Source organism: Streptomyces sp. NPDC088254, assembly GCF_044740925.1.
Lineage (GTDB): Bacteria > Actinomycetota > Actinomycetes > Streptomycetales > Streptomycetaceae > Streptomyces.
In genome coordinates this window covers 437,741-453,396 of sequence record NZ_JBIURQ010000004.1, presented here as the reverse complement: position 1 = coordinate 453,396, position 15,656 = coordinate 437,741, and the positions used below count along the sequence as shown (strand labels likewise).

The window sequence follows — 15,656 nt, the reverse complement described above, 5'->3', positions numbered from 1 at the left end:
CCCCCGGGCGGCACACTGCATGTACGCACGCACCACAGTTCACGGAAAACAGGTAGGTCATGGCAGCCAACAACCGTCGCATGTCCGGCAAGAAGGGCGCGCAGGTCGGCAGCGGCGGCCAGCGGCGCCGAGGCCTTGAGGGCAAGGGGCCGACCCCGCCCGCCGAGATGCGCAAGGGCCACAAGAAGAACCGCATCGCCACCGTCAAGGCCAAGCAGGCCACACGCCGTCCCGCACCCCGCGGCCGCGGCGGCAAGTCGGCCTCCGAACTGGTCGTCGGCCGCAACCCGGTCGTCGAGGCACTGCGCGAGGGCGTCCCCGCCTCGACGCTCTACGTCCAGCAGTTCATCGACAACGACGAGCGCGTGCGCGAGGCGCTGCAGCTCGCGGCCGAGCGCGGCGGCATCAACCTCATGGAGGCCCCGCGCCCCGAGCTCGACCGCATGACGAACGGCCTCAACCACCAGGGCCTCGTCCTCCAGGTCCCGCCCTACGAGTACGCCCACCCCGAGGACCTCGCCGCCGCCGCCTTCGACGCGGGCGAGGACCCGCTGATCGTCGCCCTCGACGGTGTGACCGACCCGCGCAACCTCGGCGCCGTCGTCCGCTCCGTCTCCGCCTTCGGCGGCCACGGCGTCGTCGTCCCCGAGCGGCGCGCCGCCGGCATGACCGCCGGCGCCTGGAAGACCTCCGCCGGCACCGCCGCCCGCACCCCGGTGGCCCGCGCCACCAACCTCACGCGCGCACTGGAGGCCTACAAGAAGGCCGGCATCGCGGTCGTCGGCCTCGCAGCCGACGGAGAAGCGGAGATCGGCGAACTGGAAGCCCTCCAGGGCCCCGTCGTCATCGTCGTCGGCAGCGAGGGCAAGGGCCTGTCCCGACTGGTCGGCGAGACCTGCGACTTCCGGGTGCGCATCCCCATGCCGGGCGGCGCGGAATCCCTCAATGCCGGTGTGGCGGCGGGAGTCGTGCTGTACGAGGCCGCGCGCCGACGGGGATAGCCGGCACGCGGGAGACGGCGGCGCGCCGACGGGGACAGCCGGGTGTGTGCCTGCCGCCGCGCCGGCGGGGGCAGGCACGCGTGTACAAGGCGGTGCGCCGGCGCAGCTCCCCGGACACCGTGTGCGCGGCTCCGCAGGGGGCGCGGGCGGCTGTGGGCAGCCTTGACGGCGTCCGGACAGATCCGGTCGGTCAAGGCAGTGTCCTAACGTCACGTCACTCGGTTAGATGAGTGTGGACACCAGAACACCCCGCACACCCACGGGGGACCGCTCGTCGGGATTCGACGACGCTCCCGCGCTGAGCATGGTGAAGGTGCCGAGCGATCCGGCGCAGGTCATCGTCAGTCACGCGAGCTTCCGCGTGCAGTTGGGCGCGTCGGCCCGGCGCACCCAATCCCCGCGCGTCGCCCGGCACTTGAGCGCCACCCAGGACACCGCCCGCATCCCCGTCGTCGGGACCGCGGGCAGAGCGGGCCTGGCCGGCGCGCCCGGAACGCGCCGCCGGGCCGTCGTCTGGAGCGGCCGGTCGGCCCCGGACGACACCGGCGCCCACCGCCTCCTCCAGGCCGTGCGGGCCGGCAGCGTGGGCCACGGCGAACCGCCCTCCGACATCGTCGGAGCCACCCGCGTCATCCCCCGCGTCGGGCCCGGCGAGACCTACGACGGCTACGACGGCGGCCTCACCGCCCAGACCCTCGAAACCCCCACCGTCGGCGCCCAGCGCACCCCCGGCGCCGGCGAGAACCGCATCCTGCCCCCCATGCGCACCGTCGGCAGTGCCTACGACGAGCCCGCATACGCCCCACCGGGCCACGGCCAGGACCTGTCCGGTTACGACGCGCCCTACGACGACGCCCCCTTCGAGGAGTTCGGCGAAGCCGTCGCCGCGCAGACCGCCCCGCGCTCCCGGCGCCACGGCGACGAACCCGCCCGGCACGCCTTCTACCCCGACCGCCGCCTCAACCTCGGCGTGGTCCTGCTCCCCCTGCGCGTCCTCCTCGGCTTCATCTCCGTCTACACCGGCATGGGCAAACTGTGCGACCCCGTCTACTTCGACGGCGGTGAACGCGGCTCCATGGTCAAGTGGCTCAACACCCTGCACCCCTGGGAAGTCGCCGAGCCGCTGCGGCAGTTCGCCCTGCACCACCCCGTCGGCTCGGGGCTCGTCATCGCCTTCCTCCAGGTGATCGTCGGCGTCCTCACGGTCCTCGGCTGCTGGCAGCGCGTCGCCGCGTTCGTCGGCGCGGCGCTCTCCGCCGCACTCCTCGTCACCGTCAGCTGGAAGACCGCCCCGGTCTACGAGACGCCCGACATCATCTACCTCGCCGCCTGGTCGCCCCTGGTCATCGCCGGCGCCCCCGTCTATTCCGTCGACGGCCGGCTGGCCGCCGGCGCCTGGCGCCGACTCGGCCCCCGCGCCGACCTGTGGGACCTGCGCCGCTACGTCCTGCGCCGCGGTGCACTCGTCACCGCGATCACCGTGGGCATCACCCTGCTCGTCGGCTCCCTGCTCGGCGGCGCCGTCCGCGACGCCGACCGCGTCGTCGTCCCCGGCCCCGGTGAGGCCCCTCGCAACGAACTGCCCGGCTCCCCGCTCCCGCAGGAGTCCGGCGGCCAGCGCCCCAGCAAGAAGAAGGCCTCCCCGTCCGCCGAGCCCACCCGGGAGACCACCTCGGCGGCCCCCACCGCCGGCGCCGACAGCTCTCCCGACGCCGTCCAGGACGACACCGAGAGCGCCACCACCGGCGTGCCCAGCCAGACCCAGGGCACCGGCGGCGGCCAGGCCCCGCCCCAGCGCTCCACGCCGGACCAGCAGGCCCCCAGCACCAGCTCCGGCCCCACCTCCGGCGGCTCCTCCAGCACCGGAGGCTCCACGAGCGGCGGCTCCGACAGCACCGGCGGATCGTCGTCCGACACGGGCCGTCCGGGCCTGGTGGGCGGGCTCCTCGGCTGACACACAGCTCCCCAGGATCCATGGGGAAACGACGGTGTCCCCGGTGCTCTCCAGCACCGGGGACACCGTCATGTCGAACAGGACGGACGGACCGTCAGCGCCCCAGCGCCGCCAGCTCCTTCGCCGCCTCCGTCAGATCCTTCGCCGTGTCGATCGCCCGCCAGTAGGCGCCCTGCGGGATCGGGAACCCGGCGAGACGCCGCTCCCGGGCCAGATGCGGGAACGTCGTACGCTCGTGATCCCCACGCTCGGGCAGCAGGCCGGCGAACTCGGGGGAGAAGACGTAGACGCCCGCGTTGATCTCGTACGTCGTCGGCGGCGCCTCGATGAAGTCCGTGATGTGACCGAAGCCGTCCGTTTTCACCGCACCCCACGGGATGCGCGGACGGGCCAGCGCGAGGGTGGCGAGGGCGTCGCGCTCGGTGTGGAAGTCCGCCATGTCGCGCAGCGAGAACCGGGTCCAGATGTCGCCGTTGGTGGCGTACCAGGGACGATCCGGGTGCGGGAGGCGGGCAGCCGCGTACTTGAGACCGCCGCCGCGGCCGAGAGGCTCGGACTCCACGACCGTCGTGACACGCACCGGCAGGTCTGCCGTCTCCAGCCACTTCTCCAGCACGTCGGCGAGATGACCGCAGGAGACGACGACGTCGGTGACGCCCTCCTCGGCGAGCCAGCCCAGCTGGTGACCGATGATCGGCTTACCCGTCCCGGGGATCTCGACCATCGGCTTGGGCCGGTCGTCGGTGTAGGGGCGCAGCCGCGACCCCTGGCCACCGGCCAGGACGACGGCTTGCGTGGGGCGGGACGCGGCATGCGGATGGGTCATGACCGGCACTGTACGCGGCGCCCTCGACGGCCCGAGGAACTGCCCCGGAGGCAGGCGGGCACGGGCCCCCAGGAGCGCCGGGTCAACGCCGGTACCGAGCCGGGTTGTAGCTTGATCACCTGCTTCGCCTCGGTGTCGGGCCTGCTCGACGCGGTGCGAAAAAAGATTCCGAAGAAAGTCGTCGTCGGATGTCGAGGAGCCGTTTCCCGCTCCGACCGAGGGGTGACAGCGCGCCGACGGGGCGTGCGAACGGGAAGGGACACCCGAGATGAAGTACGTCGCGATGATCTACGGCAACCAGGCCAAGTGGGATTCCTTCCCGGCCGAGGAGTGGCCTGCGGCGATCGCCAAGCAGGAGGCGTTCAACAAGAAGTACCGCGAGAGCGGTGAACTCCTCGGCGCCTACGGCCTGGCGGACGCGGCCAACGCGCAGCTCGTGCGCCGCGAGGACGGTGCTCCGGCGGTCACCGACGGCCCGTACCTGGAGACCAAGGAGTACATCGCCAGCTTCTACATGCTGGACTGCGACAGCCTGGAACGGGCGCAGGCGATCGCGGCGGACATGCCGTTCGCCGACGTGGAGCCGGTCGAGCTGTGGCCGGTGCTGCACGAGTCCGCGGCGGACGTGTGACCGGCGAGCGCCGCACCGCCGAGGACCTGCTGCGCGAGCTGGCGCCGCAGGTCCTCGGCACGCTCGTACGCCGCTACGGCGGCTTCGACGCGTGCGAGGACGCGGTCCAGGAAGCCCTGTTGGCGGCCGCCCTGCAGTGGCCCGAGGCCGGCGTCCCGGACAACCCACGGGGTTGGCTGGTCACCGTCGCCTCCCGCAAGCTGGTCGACCGGATCCGCAGCGACAGCGCCCGCCGACGCCGCGAGGACAGCCTCGCCCTGGCCACTCCGCAGGCCGAACTGCTCGGCCACCCCGCCGACACCGTGCCCGACACGGACCGGGACGACTCGCTGGCCCTGCTGTTCCTGTGCTGCCACCCCGCACTGTCGCCCGCCAGCCGCATCGCACTGACCCTGCGCGCGGTCGGCGGTCTGACCACCGCACAGATCGCCGCGGCCTTCCTGGTACCCGAGGCGACCATGGCGCAGCGAGTCAGCCGGGCCAAGCAGACCGTCAAGGCGTCCGGCATCCCCCTGGCCGTGCCTGAAGACGCCGATCTCACCGCGCGGCTGGCCGAGGTGCGACACGTGCTCTACCTGGTCTTCAACGAGGGGTACACCACCACCGGCGGAACCGAGGGCACCGGCCTGACCGCGCCGGAACTGTCCACCGAAGCGATCCGGCTCACCCGGATGCTGCGCCGCCTGGTGCCCGACGACACCGAGACCGCGGGCCTCCTCGCGCTGATGCTGCTCACCGACGCGCGCCGGCCCGCCCGCACCGGCCCCTCCGGCGAGGTGGTGCCGCTGACGGAACAGAACCGAGCGCTGTGGGACCGCCGTGCCATCGCAGAGGGAGTCGATCTGATCAGCCGAACCCTGCCCCGCGGCCGGGTCGGCCCCTACCAACTGCAGGCGGCCATCGCGGCCGTGCACGACGAGGCCGAGGACACCGACGCCACCGACTGGCCCCAGATCCTCGCCTTGTACGACCTCCTGGAGCAGTTCGGGCCGAATCCGATGGTCTCCCTCAACCGCGCGGTCGCCGTCGCCATGGTTCACGACCCGGCCGCGGGGCTCGACCTGGTCAGGGCACTGGAGGCCGACAACCGCATGGCCCGCCACCACCGGCTGCTCGCCACCCGTGCCCACCTCCTCGAACTCCTCGGCGAACACGGGGCCGCGGCGGCCTCCTACCGCGAAGCCGCCCGCCGCACCATCAGTGCCCCCGAACGCCGCCACCTCAGCGCCCGAGCCCACCGCCTGGAGTCCCGCCTGTGACGCGCCGAGGCGACGGAGAGGTGCGAGCCAGGGGTCGGTGCGGCCGGCGGCGTTCGGGCTCACCCGGAGGGGTGTGCCCGCTGTCGTGCCTCAGCTGTGGGCCGCCATGACGCCCGAGGCGAAGGACGTGTCACAGACGGGACGGGCGTAGGACTGCGCCCGGGCGGGGCCGTGGAGACGGACCGCCGCACGGCCGAGGGCTCGGGCGATGGAGGCGCAGTGCCTGGCCAGGGACGGCTTGCCGTTCACCGCCTCCTGGAGGTGGGTCAGCGCGACGCCCGGGTTCTCGTCGTGGAGCTCGGTCAGCAGCCGGTCGCGCAGGATGTCCTGCGGGGCCTTCGCGGCGCTGTGGGAGGTGCGGTGCCCGGTGGCGGAGGCGTCGGAGGCGGTGAGCACCGAATCCGAGGGGTCCCCCGACCAGTTGACCCGGGTGACCGCCAGGGTGCCGGAGAGCACCATGACGACGGGCAGGACGAGGGCGAGGGAGCGACCGATCCGCCGGGCGGGGCCCCGGCCGCGTCGCGTCTGAGGGGTGCTGGAGTGCTTCACGGAGTGCTTCACGCGTGTGAGGGTAGCGCGCCGTAATGACACGGCGACATTAAGTCACTCGGTCGGGGGATGAAGGTGTGCTTCTTTTTGGGTAGGGGGTTGACGAGTGCCGTTCGAAACGCCCGGTGTGTCGGGGTTCGCCGGGTGGACGGCGGTGACGAGAAGGGCCCCGCGGCAACCGCGGGGCCCTTCTCTTGAAGATGTGGGGCGGTCCGACGTCAGTCGGAGAGACGCTCGCCCGTCGAGGTGGAGAACACGTGGGTCTCGCCCGCGCGCGGGACGACGTGCAGCGTGCTGCCCTTCTCCGGGACGTCACGGCCGCTGACACGGACGACGAGGTCCTTCGAGTCGTCGCCGCCGAGCTTGGCCGTGCCGTAGACGTACGCGTCGGCGCCCAGCTCCTCCACCACGTTCACGGTGACCGCGAGGCCCTGGTCGGAGTCCGCGCCGGCGACGTCGAAGTGCTCGGGGCGGACGCCGACGGTGACCGTCTTGTCGGTGGTCGCCGAGATCGCGTCACGCTGGACCGGCACCACCGAGTTGCCGAACTTCACGCCGCCGTCGGCGATCGGCACCTCGACGAGGTTCATCGCCGGCGAGCCGATGAAGCCGGCCACGAAGAGGTTCGCGGGACGGTCGTACATGTTGCGCGGGGTGTCGACCTGCTGGAGCAGACCGTCCTTGAGGACCGCCACACGGTCGCCCATCGTCATGGCCTCGACCTGGTCGTGGGTGACGTAGACGGTGGTGATGCCGAGACGGCGCTGCAGCGAGGCGATCTGCGTACGCGTGGAGACACGGAGCTTGGCGTCCAGGTTGGACAGCGGCTCGTCCATGAGGAAGACCTGCGGCTCACGCACGATGGCGCGGCCCATCGCGACACGCTGGCGCTGACCGCCGGAGAGGGCCTTCGGCTTGCGGTCCAGGTACTCGGTGAGGTCGAGGATCTTCGCGGCCTCCTCGACCTTCTGCCGGATCTCCGCCTTGTTGACGCCGGCGATCTTGAGCGCGAAGCCCATGTTGTCGGCGACGGTCATGTGCGGGTAGAGCGCGTAGTTCTGGAACACCATGGCGATGTCCCGGTCCTTCGGCGGCAGGTGTGTGACGTCGCGGTCACCGATGCGGATGGCGCCGCCGTTGACGTCCTCGAGCCCCGCGAGCATCCGGAGCGAGGTGGACTTGCCGCAGCCCGACGGGCCGACCAGGACGAGGAACTCGCCGTCCTCGATCGCGATGTCGAGTGCGTCGACGGCGGGCTTGGTGGAACCCGGGTAGATCCGGGTCGCCTTGTCGAAAGTGACAGTGGCCATGGCTCGAAGGCCCCCTTCTACCGGCAGGAACGTGCCGGACGATCCGTTGTAGGAAGGTGGTTGGTGTAGTCCACCGGAGTGAACTGGCTCAGGACGGTACCCGGCCGCCGTCGCCCTGTCAGCACCTGCGGGCCTGTGAACTTTGCGGAAATTTTCGGCGGCGGCCGGCTCCGAACCGCCGAGGCGTTCTTTGGGACAGCAACTCCGTGGCTGGGTGAAGCAGCGCCTGTGTAAAGTGGTCCCGCCTTCGCGTGCGGCCTTGTAGCGCGTAATGCCGCCTTAGCTCAGTTGGCAGAGCAGCGTACTTGTAATGCGCAGGTCGTCGGTTCGATTCCGACAGGCGGCTCAGCAGCCCAGGTCAAGCAGTGTTTGGCCTGGGCTTCTTCATGTGTGCGGCGTGGTCATGGCCGCCTTCCCGGGCCTGCGTGGTCCTCGCTGAGGCGGTGGGCGATCTCCAGGTCCTGTGCGGAGGGGCGGTCGCCGTTGTCGATGTCCCAGAGGGCGTTCTGGAGGATGCGGGCCAGGGTCCAGGCGCGGGCACGGGCGCGGTCCAGGGACAGCACGTCGGTCATCGCGTCGAAGCGCCAGCGGACGTCGGCCGGGTCGAAGCGGTCGGCGAGGGCGGGCCAGAGGTCGAAGCCGGGGTCGACGAGCCGTACGACTCCTGCGGCACGACGAACCCACCGGCGCCCTGCTCCTCGAACGCCTCGACCCCGCCCGCATGCTGGCCCACGTCCCCGACCCCCACGAAGCGGTCGGCCGGCCCAGGTCCGCAGGGCGACGGGTTCGCCTGCGTTCTCGTCGTCGACCGGTTGGAGTTTGAGGGCGGCCTGGGTGCCGTCGGTGGTGGAGGTGACGGGCAGGACCAGGGCGCATCGGCCGTGCATCGGGGCGCCGTCGAGGCGTAGGTCCCAGCGTTCGAGGAAGTGCGCGGCGAGTGTGGGCAGTGCGGCGATGAAGGCTCGTCCCGCCTTGCCGTTGTCTTTGGCCTGTGATGTCGCCAGTGCGTCGGGAACGTCGATCATTCCTGGGACGGTACGGCGGTCCGGGGTGCCGTATCGCGCGGTTTTCCCGCGGTTCCGGCCGGGGCGGGGGTGGTCTCAGGTGATCGATTCGGGGAGGGCCGGTTGTTCGGCCGGGACGGGGTGGCGGGTGGGTCTGCCGGTGACCATCAGGCCTGCCACGAGGGCGGCGGTGAGCATGATGGCGGCGGCGCACCAGATGGCGACGGTGTAGCCGTGCACGGTGGCTTCCGCGGCGATGCGTGCTCGGTCGGTGTGGTCGGTGAGGTGGGCGCCGGCGTATGCCGTGGCGCTGGTGGTGGCGATGGTGTTGAGCAGTGTGGTGCCGATCGAGCCGCCTACTTGTTGTGAGGTGTTGACGGTGGCCGATGTGACTCCGGCGTCCTGGGGGTCGACGCCGGCGGTGGCTGTGGAGAAGACGGGCATGAAGGTGAGGCCCATGCCGAGGCCCATGAGCACCAGTGCGGGGAGGATCTGGGTGGCGTAGGCGCTGTCCACGGTCATGCGGGTGAGGACGAGCATGCCGCCGGCCGCGAGGGTCATGCCGGGTGCCATGAGCATGCGGGGTGGGACGCGGTTGATGAGCCGGGCGGAGATCTGGGTGGAGCCGGTGACGATGGAGGCGGTGAGGGGGAGGAACGCGAGTCCTGTTTGCAGGGGGGAGTACTCCAGGACCACTTGGAGGTAGTAGGTCATGAAGAGGAACATGCCGAACATGCCTACGACGGCGAGGGCCATGGTGAGGAAGCAGCCGGCGCGGTTGCGGTCCCGGACGATGTGCAGGGGCAGCAGGGGTACCGGTGCGCGGGTCTGCCACCAGACGAACACCGTCAGGAGTGTGATCCCGGTGGCGAGGAGGGTGGGCACGAGGGGGTCGGTCCAGCCGCGTGGCTGGGCCTCGCTGACGGCGTAGACGATGGAGATGAGGCCGCCGCAGCCGAGCAGGACACCGGGTACGTCGAGGCGGGCGGCGGTGTGGCCGGGGCGGTCGCGCAGGACGGTGAGGGCGATGCAGACGGCGGCGATGGCGAGGGGGACGTTGACGTAGAGGCACCAGCGCCAGTTCAGGTACTGGGTGAGGAGTCCGCCGACGATGAAGCCGATGGCTGCGCCGCTGGCGGAGAGTGTGCCGTAGGTGCCGAATGCTTTGGCGCGTTCTTCGGGGTCGGTGAAGGTGGTGGTGAGGAGGCTGAGCGCGGAGGGGGCGAGGACGGCGGCGAAGACGCCTTGGAGGGCACGGGCGGCGAACAGCGTGCCGGGGCCGGTGGCGGCGCCGCCGAAGATCGAGGCGAGCGCGAAGCCGACGAGGCCGAGGACGAAGGTGCGTTTGCGGCCGACGAGGTCGGCGATGCGGCCGCCGAGGAGGAGGAGGCCGCCGAAGGCCAGTGAGTAGGCGGTGATGACCCATTGGCGGTTGCCGTCGGTGATGCCGAGGTCGTGTTGCGCGGAGGGGAGCGCGATGTTCACGATCGTGGCGTCGAGGACGACCATGAGCTGAGCGAGCGCGATGACCACCAGGGCCCACCAGCGGCGGGGGTCCGGGGTGGGCTGGGGGTCGGGCTCGGGGGCGGGGACGGCGGCCGGCGCGGGCTCACCTGCCCGGTGGACGATCACCTGGCCAGAAGATCACGGCCGGGGCGGGGGCGCATGCGGGGCGGGTCCGCTCGGGGGTCTGCCCGTTCGCCGGTCTCATGCGGGTTCGCGTTCGGGGCGGGTGCGGCCGAGGGCGAGGGAGACGGCGGTGAGGGCGCTGGTGAAGGAGACTTCGCAGAGCACGCCGGGTGAGGCCACTTGGTCGCCGGCCAGGTAGACGTCGTCGCCGCGGTCGATGGCGGGGCGGTCGCGCCAGTGGGTGCCGGGTGGGTCGACAGCGCCGGTGCGGCCGCCGGCGACCGCCTCGCGTCGCCAGGTGAGGCGTTCGCGCCAGTCGGGGAAGCCGAGGTCGAGGAGCTGTTCCGCGCGTGCGATGCCGTCGGCTTTGGTTTCGTGCGGGGCGATCGGGATCTGGCCTTGGATCAGTTGTTCGCCGGCGGGGGCGAGGGTGCGGTCCTGGGCGGTGAATCGTTCGATCCAGCCGGGTGCGTCGAGGTCGGAGAGGGCGAAGGCGTCGCGGGTGGCGGTTCTTCCGGTTGAGCGGGGGTGGGTGCGCAGGGCGAGGTCGATGAGTGTGGTGCGGCCGCTGGGCCAGGTGAGGGAGTCGTCCTTGAGCAGTCGGCGCGCGGCGTCGAGGGAGGTGGCGACGATCACGGGGGTGTCGTCGGGGAGGGTGTCGACGCGGGACCGGGTTTCGAGGCGGACGCCGAGGTTCCAGGCGTGGGTGGCCATGCGGTCGATGAGGGTGGTCCAGCCGCCGCGCGGGTAGTGCGCTTCGGGCGGGAGTTTGATGGCGCGGCGCAGGCGCTCGTGGACGAAGGCGGCGGACAGGGCGCCGGGGTCGTGGTGGAAGAGGGCCACGGCGCTGTAGTGGGCGGCGGCGCGGGCGCCGTCCTCGCCGGCCAGCTCGGTCGCCCAGGTGAGGAAGTCGGTGTCCACGGGTGGGTGGTGGCGGGTGGCGCGGTGCAGGAGTTTCAGCGTCGCGAGGGGCGGTGTGCGGCGGAGGGCGCCGTGGTGGCGGAGGCGGAGTCGGGTGGCTTCCAGGGGTGGCAGGGGGGCGAGGGGTCCGATGAGGTCGCGTCGGGCGAGCCAGGTCCAGTGGGGGCCGCCGTTGTAGAGGGCGTGCGGGCCTTCGTTCGTCCGGTAGGGGCCGTCTGTGGTCCTGGCTCGTCCGCCGAGGGTGTGGTGGGCTTCGTGGAGGGTGACTTCGGCGCCCGCCTCCGCGGCGGCGATGGCGGCGGTGAGGCCGGCGAGGCCGCCGCCGATGACGGTGATGCGGTGCACGGGCTCTCCTTCGGTCGGTGTGATGGGGTCTTGTGGATACGACCGGTTCGGGGCCCTGGTTTGTGACATCCCGGTGTTTGTGCTGGTCGGGGCGCTTGTCAGTGGTGGGGTGCAGGATGGGGGCATGGCGAGGGCAGGTGTCGGCGGGGCCGGTGCGGGGCGTGGGGCCGGCGGGAGCGCGGTGAAGGGTGCTCGGCGGCCGGAGGTGCGGCTGCCGGGGGCGTTGGAGCCGTACGGGGGAGGGGAGGTGGAGCCTGACGGGGATTACGACGGGTTGGAGTTCGTGGGGGCGGATCTCGCGCGGCAGGACGGCGCGGGGGCGCGTTTCATGGACTGCGCGCTGAGAGAGTGCGCGTTGGACGGGACGCGGCTGCATCACGCCCGCTTCCTCGATTCGGTGCTCACCGGGGTGCGGGGTGTGGGCACCGAGCTGGCCGATGCGACGTTGCGGGATGTCGAGGTCGTCGACGCGCGGCTGGGTGGCGTCCAGTTGCACGGGGCGGTTCTGGAGCGGGTGTTGGTGCGCGGCGGCAAGATCGATTTTCTGAATCTGCGGCAGGCGCGGTTGCGGGATGTGGTGTTCGAGGGCTGTGTGCTGGTGGAGCCTGATTTCGGGGGTGCGCGGCTGGAGCGGGTGGAGTTCGTGGACTGTGCGCTGAAGGCCGCTGATTTCACCGCCGCGGTCCTGAAGGACGTGGACTTTCGGGGTGCGGCGGAGCTGGGTCTCGCGGGCGGTCTGGACCGTCTGTCGGGCGCGGTGATCAGTGCGGCCCAACTACTGGACCTGGCACCGGCGTTGGCTGCGGAGCTGGGGATCAGGGTGGAGGGCTGAGGACCCCTGAGGCCAGGCGGGGTCAGCTGATACGGGGGAAGCGTGCCTGGAGGGTCCAGATCGCGGGGTTGTCGGCGAGGTCTTCGTGGAGGTCGGTGAGGTCGGCGATCAGGTCGTGCAGGAAGTCGCGGGCCTCACGCCGGAGTTCGGTGTGGGAGAAGGTCAGTGGGGGTTCCTCGGCCGGCATCCAGTCGGCTTCGACGTCCACCCAGCCGAAGCGGCGTTCGAAGAGCATGCGGTCCGTGGATTCGGTGAAGTCCAGCTCCGCGTGCTGGGGGCGGGAGGCGCGGGAGCCCGCCGGGTCGCGGTCGAGGTGTTCGGCGATGTCGCACAGCGCCCACGCGAAGTCCAGTACGGGCACCCATCCCCAGGCTGTGGACAGCTCGCGGTCCGTCTTGGTGTCGGCGAGGTAGACGTCTCCGCAGAACAGGTCGTGCCGCAGTGCCCGGACGTCCGCGCGGCGGTAGTCGGTCTGCGGGGGGTCGGGGAACCGGTTGGAGAGGGCGTAGCCGATGTCGAGCACGTAGGCGATGGTGTCATGAGGTGGGCGCGATCAGGTGTCCGGTCGAACGGCTGCGCATAGGATCGCCGGCATGTGCCGAACTGTGCGGCTTGTCCGGGCCGCTGCTGCGGGGGTTGTCGTTCCGGTGCTCGCGTTAGGCCTGGGGGCGTGCGACGGAGGGGGCCGGGGCGATGCCGAGGGTTCCTCGGGGGTGGGGGACCCGTACTTCCCGAAGTCGGGCAACGGTGGTTACGACGTCACGCACTACGCCTTGGACCTGGCCTACGACCCCGCCACGCGCCGGCTGTCCGGCACCGCCCGGATCACGGCCCGGGCCACCCAGGCGCTGGACGGATTTCATCTCGATCTGGAGGGGCTGGAGGTCGAGGGGGTCACGGTCGGGGGCAAGGAGGCGTCCTTCGATCATGAGGGCCAGGAGTTGATCGTCCGCCCGTCCGCCCGGCTGGCCGAGGGCGCGATGTTCGAGACGTCCGTGCGCTACGGGGGCCGTCCGGCCGTGATCACTGATCCCGACGGTTCGAAGGAGGGCTGGCTGCGTACGGCCGACGGCGCCTTGGCGCTGGGCGAGCCGACCGGCTCCATGGCGTGGTTCCCGGGCAATCACCACCCTTCCGACAAGGCGTCGTACGACATCACGGTGACCGTGCCCGAGGGGCTCACCGCCGTCTCCAACGGTGAGCTGCGGGGCGAGCGGACCGCCGGTGGGCGCACCGCCTTCTCCTGGCACACCGCGGAGCCGATGGCGAGCTATCTGGCCACGGTCGCCATCGGCCGGTACGACATCAGCCGGCCCGCTGCCGGGGACGGGCCGCCCCTGTATGTAGCCGTGGACTCGACCCAGGCCGCGCGTGGTCGTGAGGCGCTCGCCCGGTTGCCGGAGGTACTGGAGTGGGCGGCGTTCAACTTCGGGCCGTATCCCTTCTCCTCCGCCGGTGCGATCGTCGACCGCCCGGACGACGTCGAGTACGCCCTGGAGACGCAGAACCGTCCTGTGTTCCCCGGCCCGCCCGGTGCCTCGCTGCTCGTCCATGAGATCGCCCATCAGTGGTTCGGTGACTCCGTGACGCCGCGGACCTGGCGTGACATGTGGCTCAACGAGGGGTTCGCCACCTACGCGGAGTGGCTGTGGACGGAGGACGAGGGCGGTCCCACCGCCGAGCAGACCTTTCAGGAGCGGTACGACGAGGGCGAGGAGTCGTACGAGGATTTGTGGTCCTTCCCGCCGGCGGTGCCGCCTGGCGCCGAGGACATCTCGGCGCAGGGGCCCGTCTATCAGCGTGGCGCGATGGTGATCCACAAGATTCGGCAGACCGTGGGCGACGACGTCTTCTTCGATCTGGTCCAGGGCTGGACCGCCGCCCACCGTCACGGCAACGCCACGACGGAGCAGTTCACGGCCTTCGTGGAGAAGCAGGCGCCGGACAAGGACTTCCGCCCCGTCTGGCGGGACTGGCTGTACGGGGAGGGCAAGCCGGAGCGGGCGTGACGGGGTCTCGCCCTTCGGGAGACGCGGAGGTGGCTTCCGCCGGGCACGCCGGAGCCCCCGGCCCTTTTCGGCCGGGGGCTCCGCGAGACGTGATGCTCGCTCAGGCGGGGCACCGGGGTGCCGCAGGGGTGTCGGGTCAGACGTTGACGCCGAAGTCCTGGGCGATGCCGACCAGGCCCGAGGCGTAGCCCTGGCCGACCGCACGGAACTTCCACTCCGCGCCGTTGCGGTACAGCTCGCCGAAGACCATGGCCGTCTCGGTGGCCGCGTCCTCCGACAGGTCGTAGCGGGCGATCTCCGCGCCGCCGGCCTGGTTGACGATGCGGATGTACGCGTTGCGGACCTGGCCGAAGTTCTGCGAGCGGTTCTCCGCGTCGTAGATGGAGACCGGGAAGACGATCTTGTCGATGTCGGCGGGGAGGGCCGCCAGGTTGACGTTGATCGCCTCGTCGTCGCCCGCGCCTTCGCCGGTGCGGTTGTCACCGGTGTGGACGATGGAGTTGTCGGGGGTCTGCTTGTTGTTGAAGAAGACGAAGTGGGCGTCCGAGTAGACCTTGCCCTGGGGGTTGACCGCGATCGCGGAGGCGTCGAGGTCGAAGTCCGTGCCGGTGGTGGTGCGGACGTCCCAGCCGAGGCCCACGGTGACGGCGGTCAGGCCCGGAGCCTCCTTGGTGAGCGAGACGTTGCCACCCTTGGACAGGCTTACAGCCATGGGAGTCCTTTCCCTCGTTGCGTAGAGGCTTCGTGCGCCACGAAGCTACAGCTACCCCTATGAACGCCGTGCGGGACGTCCAAGGTTCCCGTGTCTTTACTTTCTTTACCGACGGTTCCACGGACGGCCGCACGGACGGCCCGCGGCCCTCGGGGATTCCGTCGGATATTCGGGTGACGTGGACGGGGCACAGCCGGGAACATGGACGTCATGTCCGGTTCCTCTCGGGGGCCTGGGGGTCCGACCCCCGGGCGACTCATCATCCGCGGCTCCGTCTCTTTGCCCGAGGCCGAGCTCATGTGGCGTTTCTCGCGGTCGTCGGGGCCGGGTGGCCAGCACGTCAACACCAGCGACTCGCAGGTGGAGCTGCGCTTCGACCTCGCGTCGACCGAGGCGCTGCCCGAGGTGTGGAAGGCGCGGGCCCTGGAGCGGCTGGCCGGTCGGCTGGTCGACGGGGTCGTCAGCGTCCGCTCCTCCGAGCACCGCTCGCAGTGGCGCAACCGTGAGACCGCCCTGGTGCGCCTCACCGCCCTGCTCGCCGAGGCGACCGCGCCCCCGCCCAAGCCGCGCCGCCCGACCCGCATCCCGCGGGGCATCAACGAGCGCCGGCTGCGGGAGAAGAAGCAGCGCTCGGAGACCAAGCGCGGCAGGACCAGCCGGGACTGGTCCTGACC

Annotated in this window: 15 protein-coding genes and 1 tRNA gene; 8 read left to right on the top strand and 8 right to left on the bottom strand. The window is 71.3% G+C overall.

The window, feature by feature from the left end; translation table 11 throughout:
• Positions 1-59 precede the first annotated feature (59 nt).
• Together rlmB and ACIOC0_RS15015 are read left to right on the top strand one after the other, a co-directional pair.
• On the top strand, positions 60-1,001 hold the full coding sequence (gene rlmB, locus ACIOC0_RS15020; RefSeq protein ID WP_402155421.1) for a 23S rRNA (guanosine(2251)-2'-O)-methyltransferase RlmB: 942 nt from the start codon (positions 60-62) through the stop codon (positions 999-1,001).
• Positions 1,002-1,227: 226 nt separating this feature from the next.
• On the top strand, positions 1,228-2,955 hold the full coding sequence (locus ACIOC0_RS15015) for a DoxX family protein (RefSeq protein WP_402155420.1): 1,728 nt from the start codon (positions 1,228-1,230) through the stop codon (positions 2,953-2,955).
• Positions 2,956-3,049: 94 nt separating this feature from the next.
• Here the strand turns inward: ACIOC0_RS15015 and ACIOC0_RS15010 are convergent, their stop codons facing one another.
• The gene (locus ACIOC0_RS15010) at positions 3,050-3,781 is read right to left on the bottom strand and encodes a nucleotidyltransferase family protein (protein WP_130441919.1); all 732 of its coding nucleotides are present in this window, start codon (positions 3,779-3,781) and stop codon (positions 3,050-3,052) included.
• Between the two features lie 268 nt (positions 3,782-4,049).
• On the opposite strand from ACIOC0_RS15010, the gene ACIOC0_RS15005 reads away from it, so the two are divergent.
• On the top strand, positions 4,050-4,412 hold the full coding sequence (locus tag ACIOC0_RS15005) for a YciI family protein (RefSeq protein WP_402155419.1): 363 nt from the start codon (positions 4,050-4,052) through the stop codon (positions 4,410-4,412).
• On the top strand, positions 4,409-5,671 hold the full coding sequence (locus tag ACIOC0_RS15000) for an RNA polymerase sigma factor (protein ID WP_402155418.1): 1,263 nt from the start codon (positions 4,409-4,411) through the stop codon (positions 5,669-5,671). Before ACIOC0_RS15005 ends, ACIOC0_RS15000 begins: the two co-directional genes overlap by 4 nt.
• Before the next feature lie 90 nt (positions 5,672-5,761).
• Here the strand turns inward: ACIOC0_RS15000 and ACIOC0_RS14995 are convergent, their stop codons facing one another.
• Positions 5,762-6,220 (bottom strand): hypothetical protein, encoded by a 459-nt coding sequence (locus tag ACIOC0_RS14995; RefSeq protein ID WP_402155522.1) that lies wholly within the window; start codon positions 6,218-6,220, stop codon positions 5,762-5,764.
• Between the two features lie 218 nt (positions 6,221-6,438).
• Positions 6,439-7,530 carry a sn-glycerol-3-phosphate ABC transporter ATP-binding protein UgpC gene (locus ACIOC0_RS14990; protein WP_351091721.1) on the bottom strand — a complete coding sequence of 364 codons (1,092 nt, stop codon included), beginning with the start codon at positions 7,528-7,530 and terminating at the stop codon, positions 6,439-6,441.
• Between the two features lie 273 nt (positions 7,531-7,803).
• Between ACIOC0_RS14990 and ACIOC0_RS14985 the strand changes: the two genes are divergently transcribed.
• Positions 7,804-7,876, top strand: a tRNA-Thr gene (locus tag ACIOC0_RS14985).
• A gap of 55 nt (positions 7,877-7,931) precedes the next feature.
• Here the strand turns inward: ACIOC0_RS14985 and ACIOC0_RS14980 are convergent.
• From ACIOC0_RS14980 to ACIOC0_RS14970, 3 genes are all read right to left on the bottom strand, one after another.
• On the bottom strand, positions 7,932-8,555 hold the full coding sequence (locus ACIOC0_RS14980; protein ID WP_402155417.1) for a hypothetical protein: 624 nt from the start codon (positions 8,553-8,555) through the stop codon (positions 7,932-7,934).
• 75 nt (positions 8,556-8,630) lie between these two features.
• Complete coding sequence (locus tag ACIOC0_RS14975; protein ID WP_402155521.1) at positions 8,631-10,067, bottom strand: MFS transporter; 1,437 nt, start codon at positions 10,065-10,067, stop codon at positions 8,631-8,633.
• A 174-nt stretch (positions 10,068-10,241) separates the two neighbouring features.
• Positions 10,242-11,429, bottom strand: coding sequence for an FAD-dependent oxidoreductase (locus tag ACIOC0_RS14970; protein WP_402155416.1), 1,188 nt, complete (start codon positions 11,427-11,429; stop codon positions 10,242-10,244).
• A 124-nt stretch (positions 11,430-11,553) separates the two neighbouring features.
• Between ACIOC0_RS14970 and ACIOC0_RS14965 the strand changes: the two genes are divergently transcribed.
• Positions 11,554-12,261 (top strand): pentapeptide repeat-containing protein, encoded by a 708-nt coding sequence (locus ACIOC0_RS14965; protein WP_402155415.1) that lies wholly within the window; start codon positions 11,554-11,556, stop codon positions 12,259-12,261.
• 22 nt (positions 12,262-12,283) lie between these two features.
• Here the strand turns inward: ACIOC0_RS14965 and ACIOC0_RS14960 are convergent, their stop codons facing one another.
• Positions 12,284-12,784, bottom strand: a complete 501-nt coding sequence (locus ACIOC0_RS14960; protein WP_402155414.1) for a hypothetical protein — start codon at positions 12,782-12,784, stop codon at positions 12,284-12,286.
• 70 nt (positions 12,785-12,854) lie between these two features.
• Between ACIOC0_RS14960 and ACIOC0_RS14955 the strand changes: the two genes are divergently transcribed.
• Complete coding sequence (locus ACIOC0_RS14955; RefSeq protein WP_402155413.1) at positions 12,855-14,270, top strand: M1 family metallopeptidase; 1,416 nt, start codon at positions 12,855-12,857, stop codon at positions 14,268-14,270.
• Positions 14,271-14,406: 136 nt separating this feature from the next.
• Here the strand turns inward: ACIOC0_RS14955 and ACIOC0_RS14950 are convergent, their stop codons facing one another.
• Entirely contained in the window at positions 14,407-14,982 is a 576-nt protein-coding gene (locus tag ACIOC0_RS14950; protein WP_067120719.1) for a TerD family protein, read from the bottom strand.
• Between the two features lie 210 nt (positions 14,983-15,192).
• Here ACIOC0_RS14950 and arfB point away from each other — a divergent pair, with 210 nt between their 5' ends.
• Entirely contained in the window at positions 15,193-15,654 is a 462-nt protein-coding gene (arfB, locus tag ACIOC0_RS14945) for an alternative ribosome rescue aminoacyl-tRNA hydrolase ArfB (RefSeq protein WP_402155412.1), read from the top strand.
• Positions 15,655-15,656: the final 2 nt, after the last annotated feature.

Bases quoted from the DNA above. Each gene is read 5' to 3' on its own strand.
- rlmB (WP_402155421.1), top strand. From the start codon at position 60: ATGGCAGCCAACAACCGTCGCATGTCCGGCAAGAAGGGCGCGCAGGTC.
- ACIOC0_RS15015 (WP_402155420.1), top strand. From the start codon at position 1,228: ATGAGTGTGGACACCAGAACACCCCGCACACCCACGGGGGACCGCTCG.
- ACIOC0_RS15010 (WP_130441919.1), bottom strand. From the start codon at position 3,781: ATGACCCATCCGCATGCCGCGTCCCGCCCCACGCAAGCCGTCGTCCTG.
- ACIOC0_RS15005 (WP_402155419.1), top strand. From the start codon at position 4,050: ATGAAGTACGTCGCGATGATCTACGGCAACCAGGCCAAGTGGGATTCC.
- ACIOC0_RS14990 (WP_351091721.1), bottom strand. From the start codon at position 7,530: ATGGCCACTGTCACTTTCGACAAGGCGACCCGGATCTACCCGGGTTCC.
- ACIOC0_RS14980 (WP_402155417.1), bottom strand. From the start codon at position 8,555: ATGATCGACGTTCCCGACGCACTGGCGACATCACAGGCCAAAGACAAC.
- ACIOC0_RS14965 (WP_402155415.1), top strand. From the start codon at position 11,554: ATGGCGAGGGCAGGTGTCGGCGGGGCCGGTGCGGGGCGTGGGGCCGGC.
- ACIOC0_RS14955 (WP_402155413.1), top strand. From the start codon at position 12,855: ATGTGCCGAACTGTGCGGCTTGTCCGGGCCGCTGCTGCGGGGGTTGTC.
- ACIOC0_RS14950 (WP_067120719.1), bottom strand. From the start codon at position 14,982: ATGGCTGTAAGCCTGTCCAAGGGTGGCAACGTCTCGCTCACCAAGGAG.
- arfB (WP_402155412.1), top strand. From the start codon at position 15,193: ATGTCCGGTTCCTCTCGGGGGCCTGGGGGTCCGACCCCCGGGCGACTC.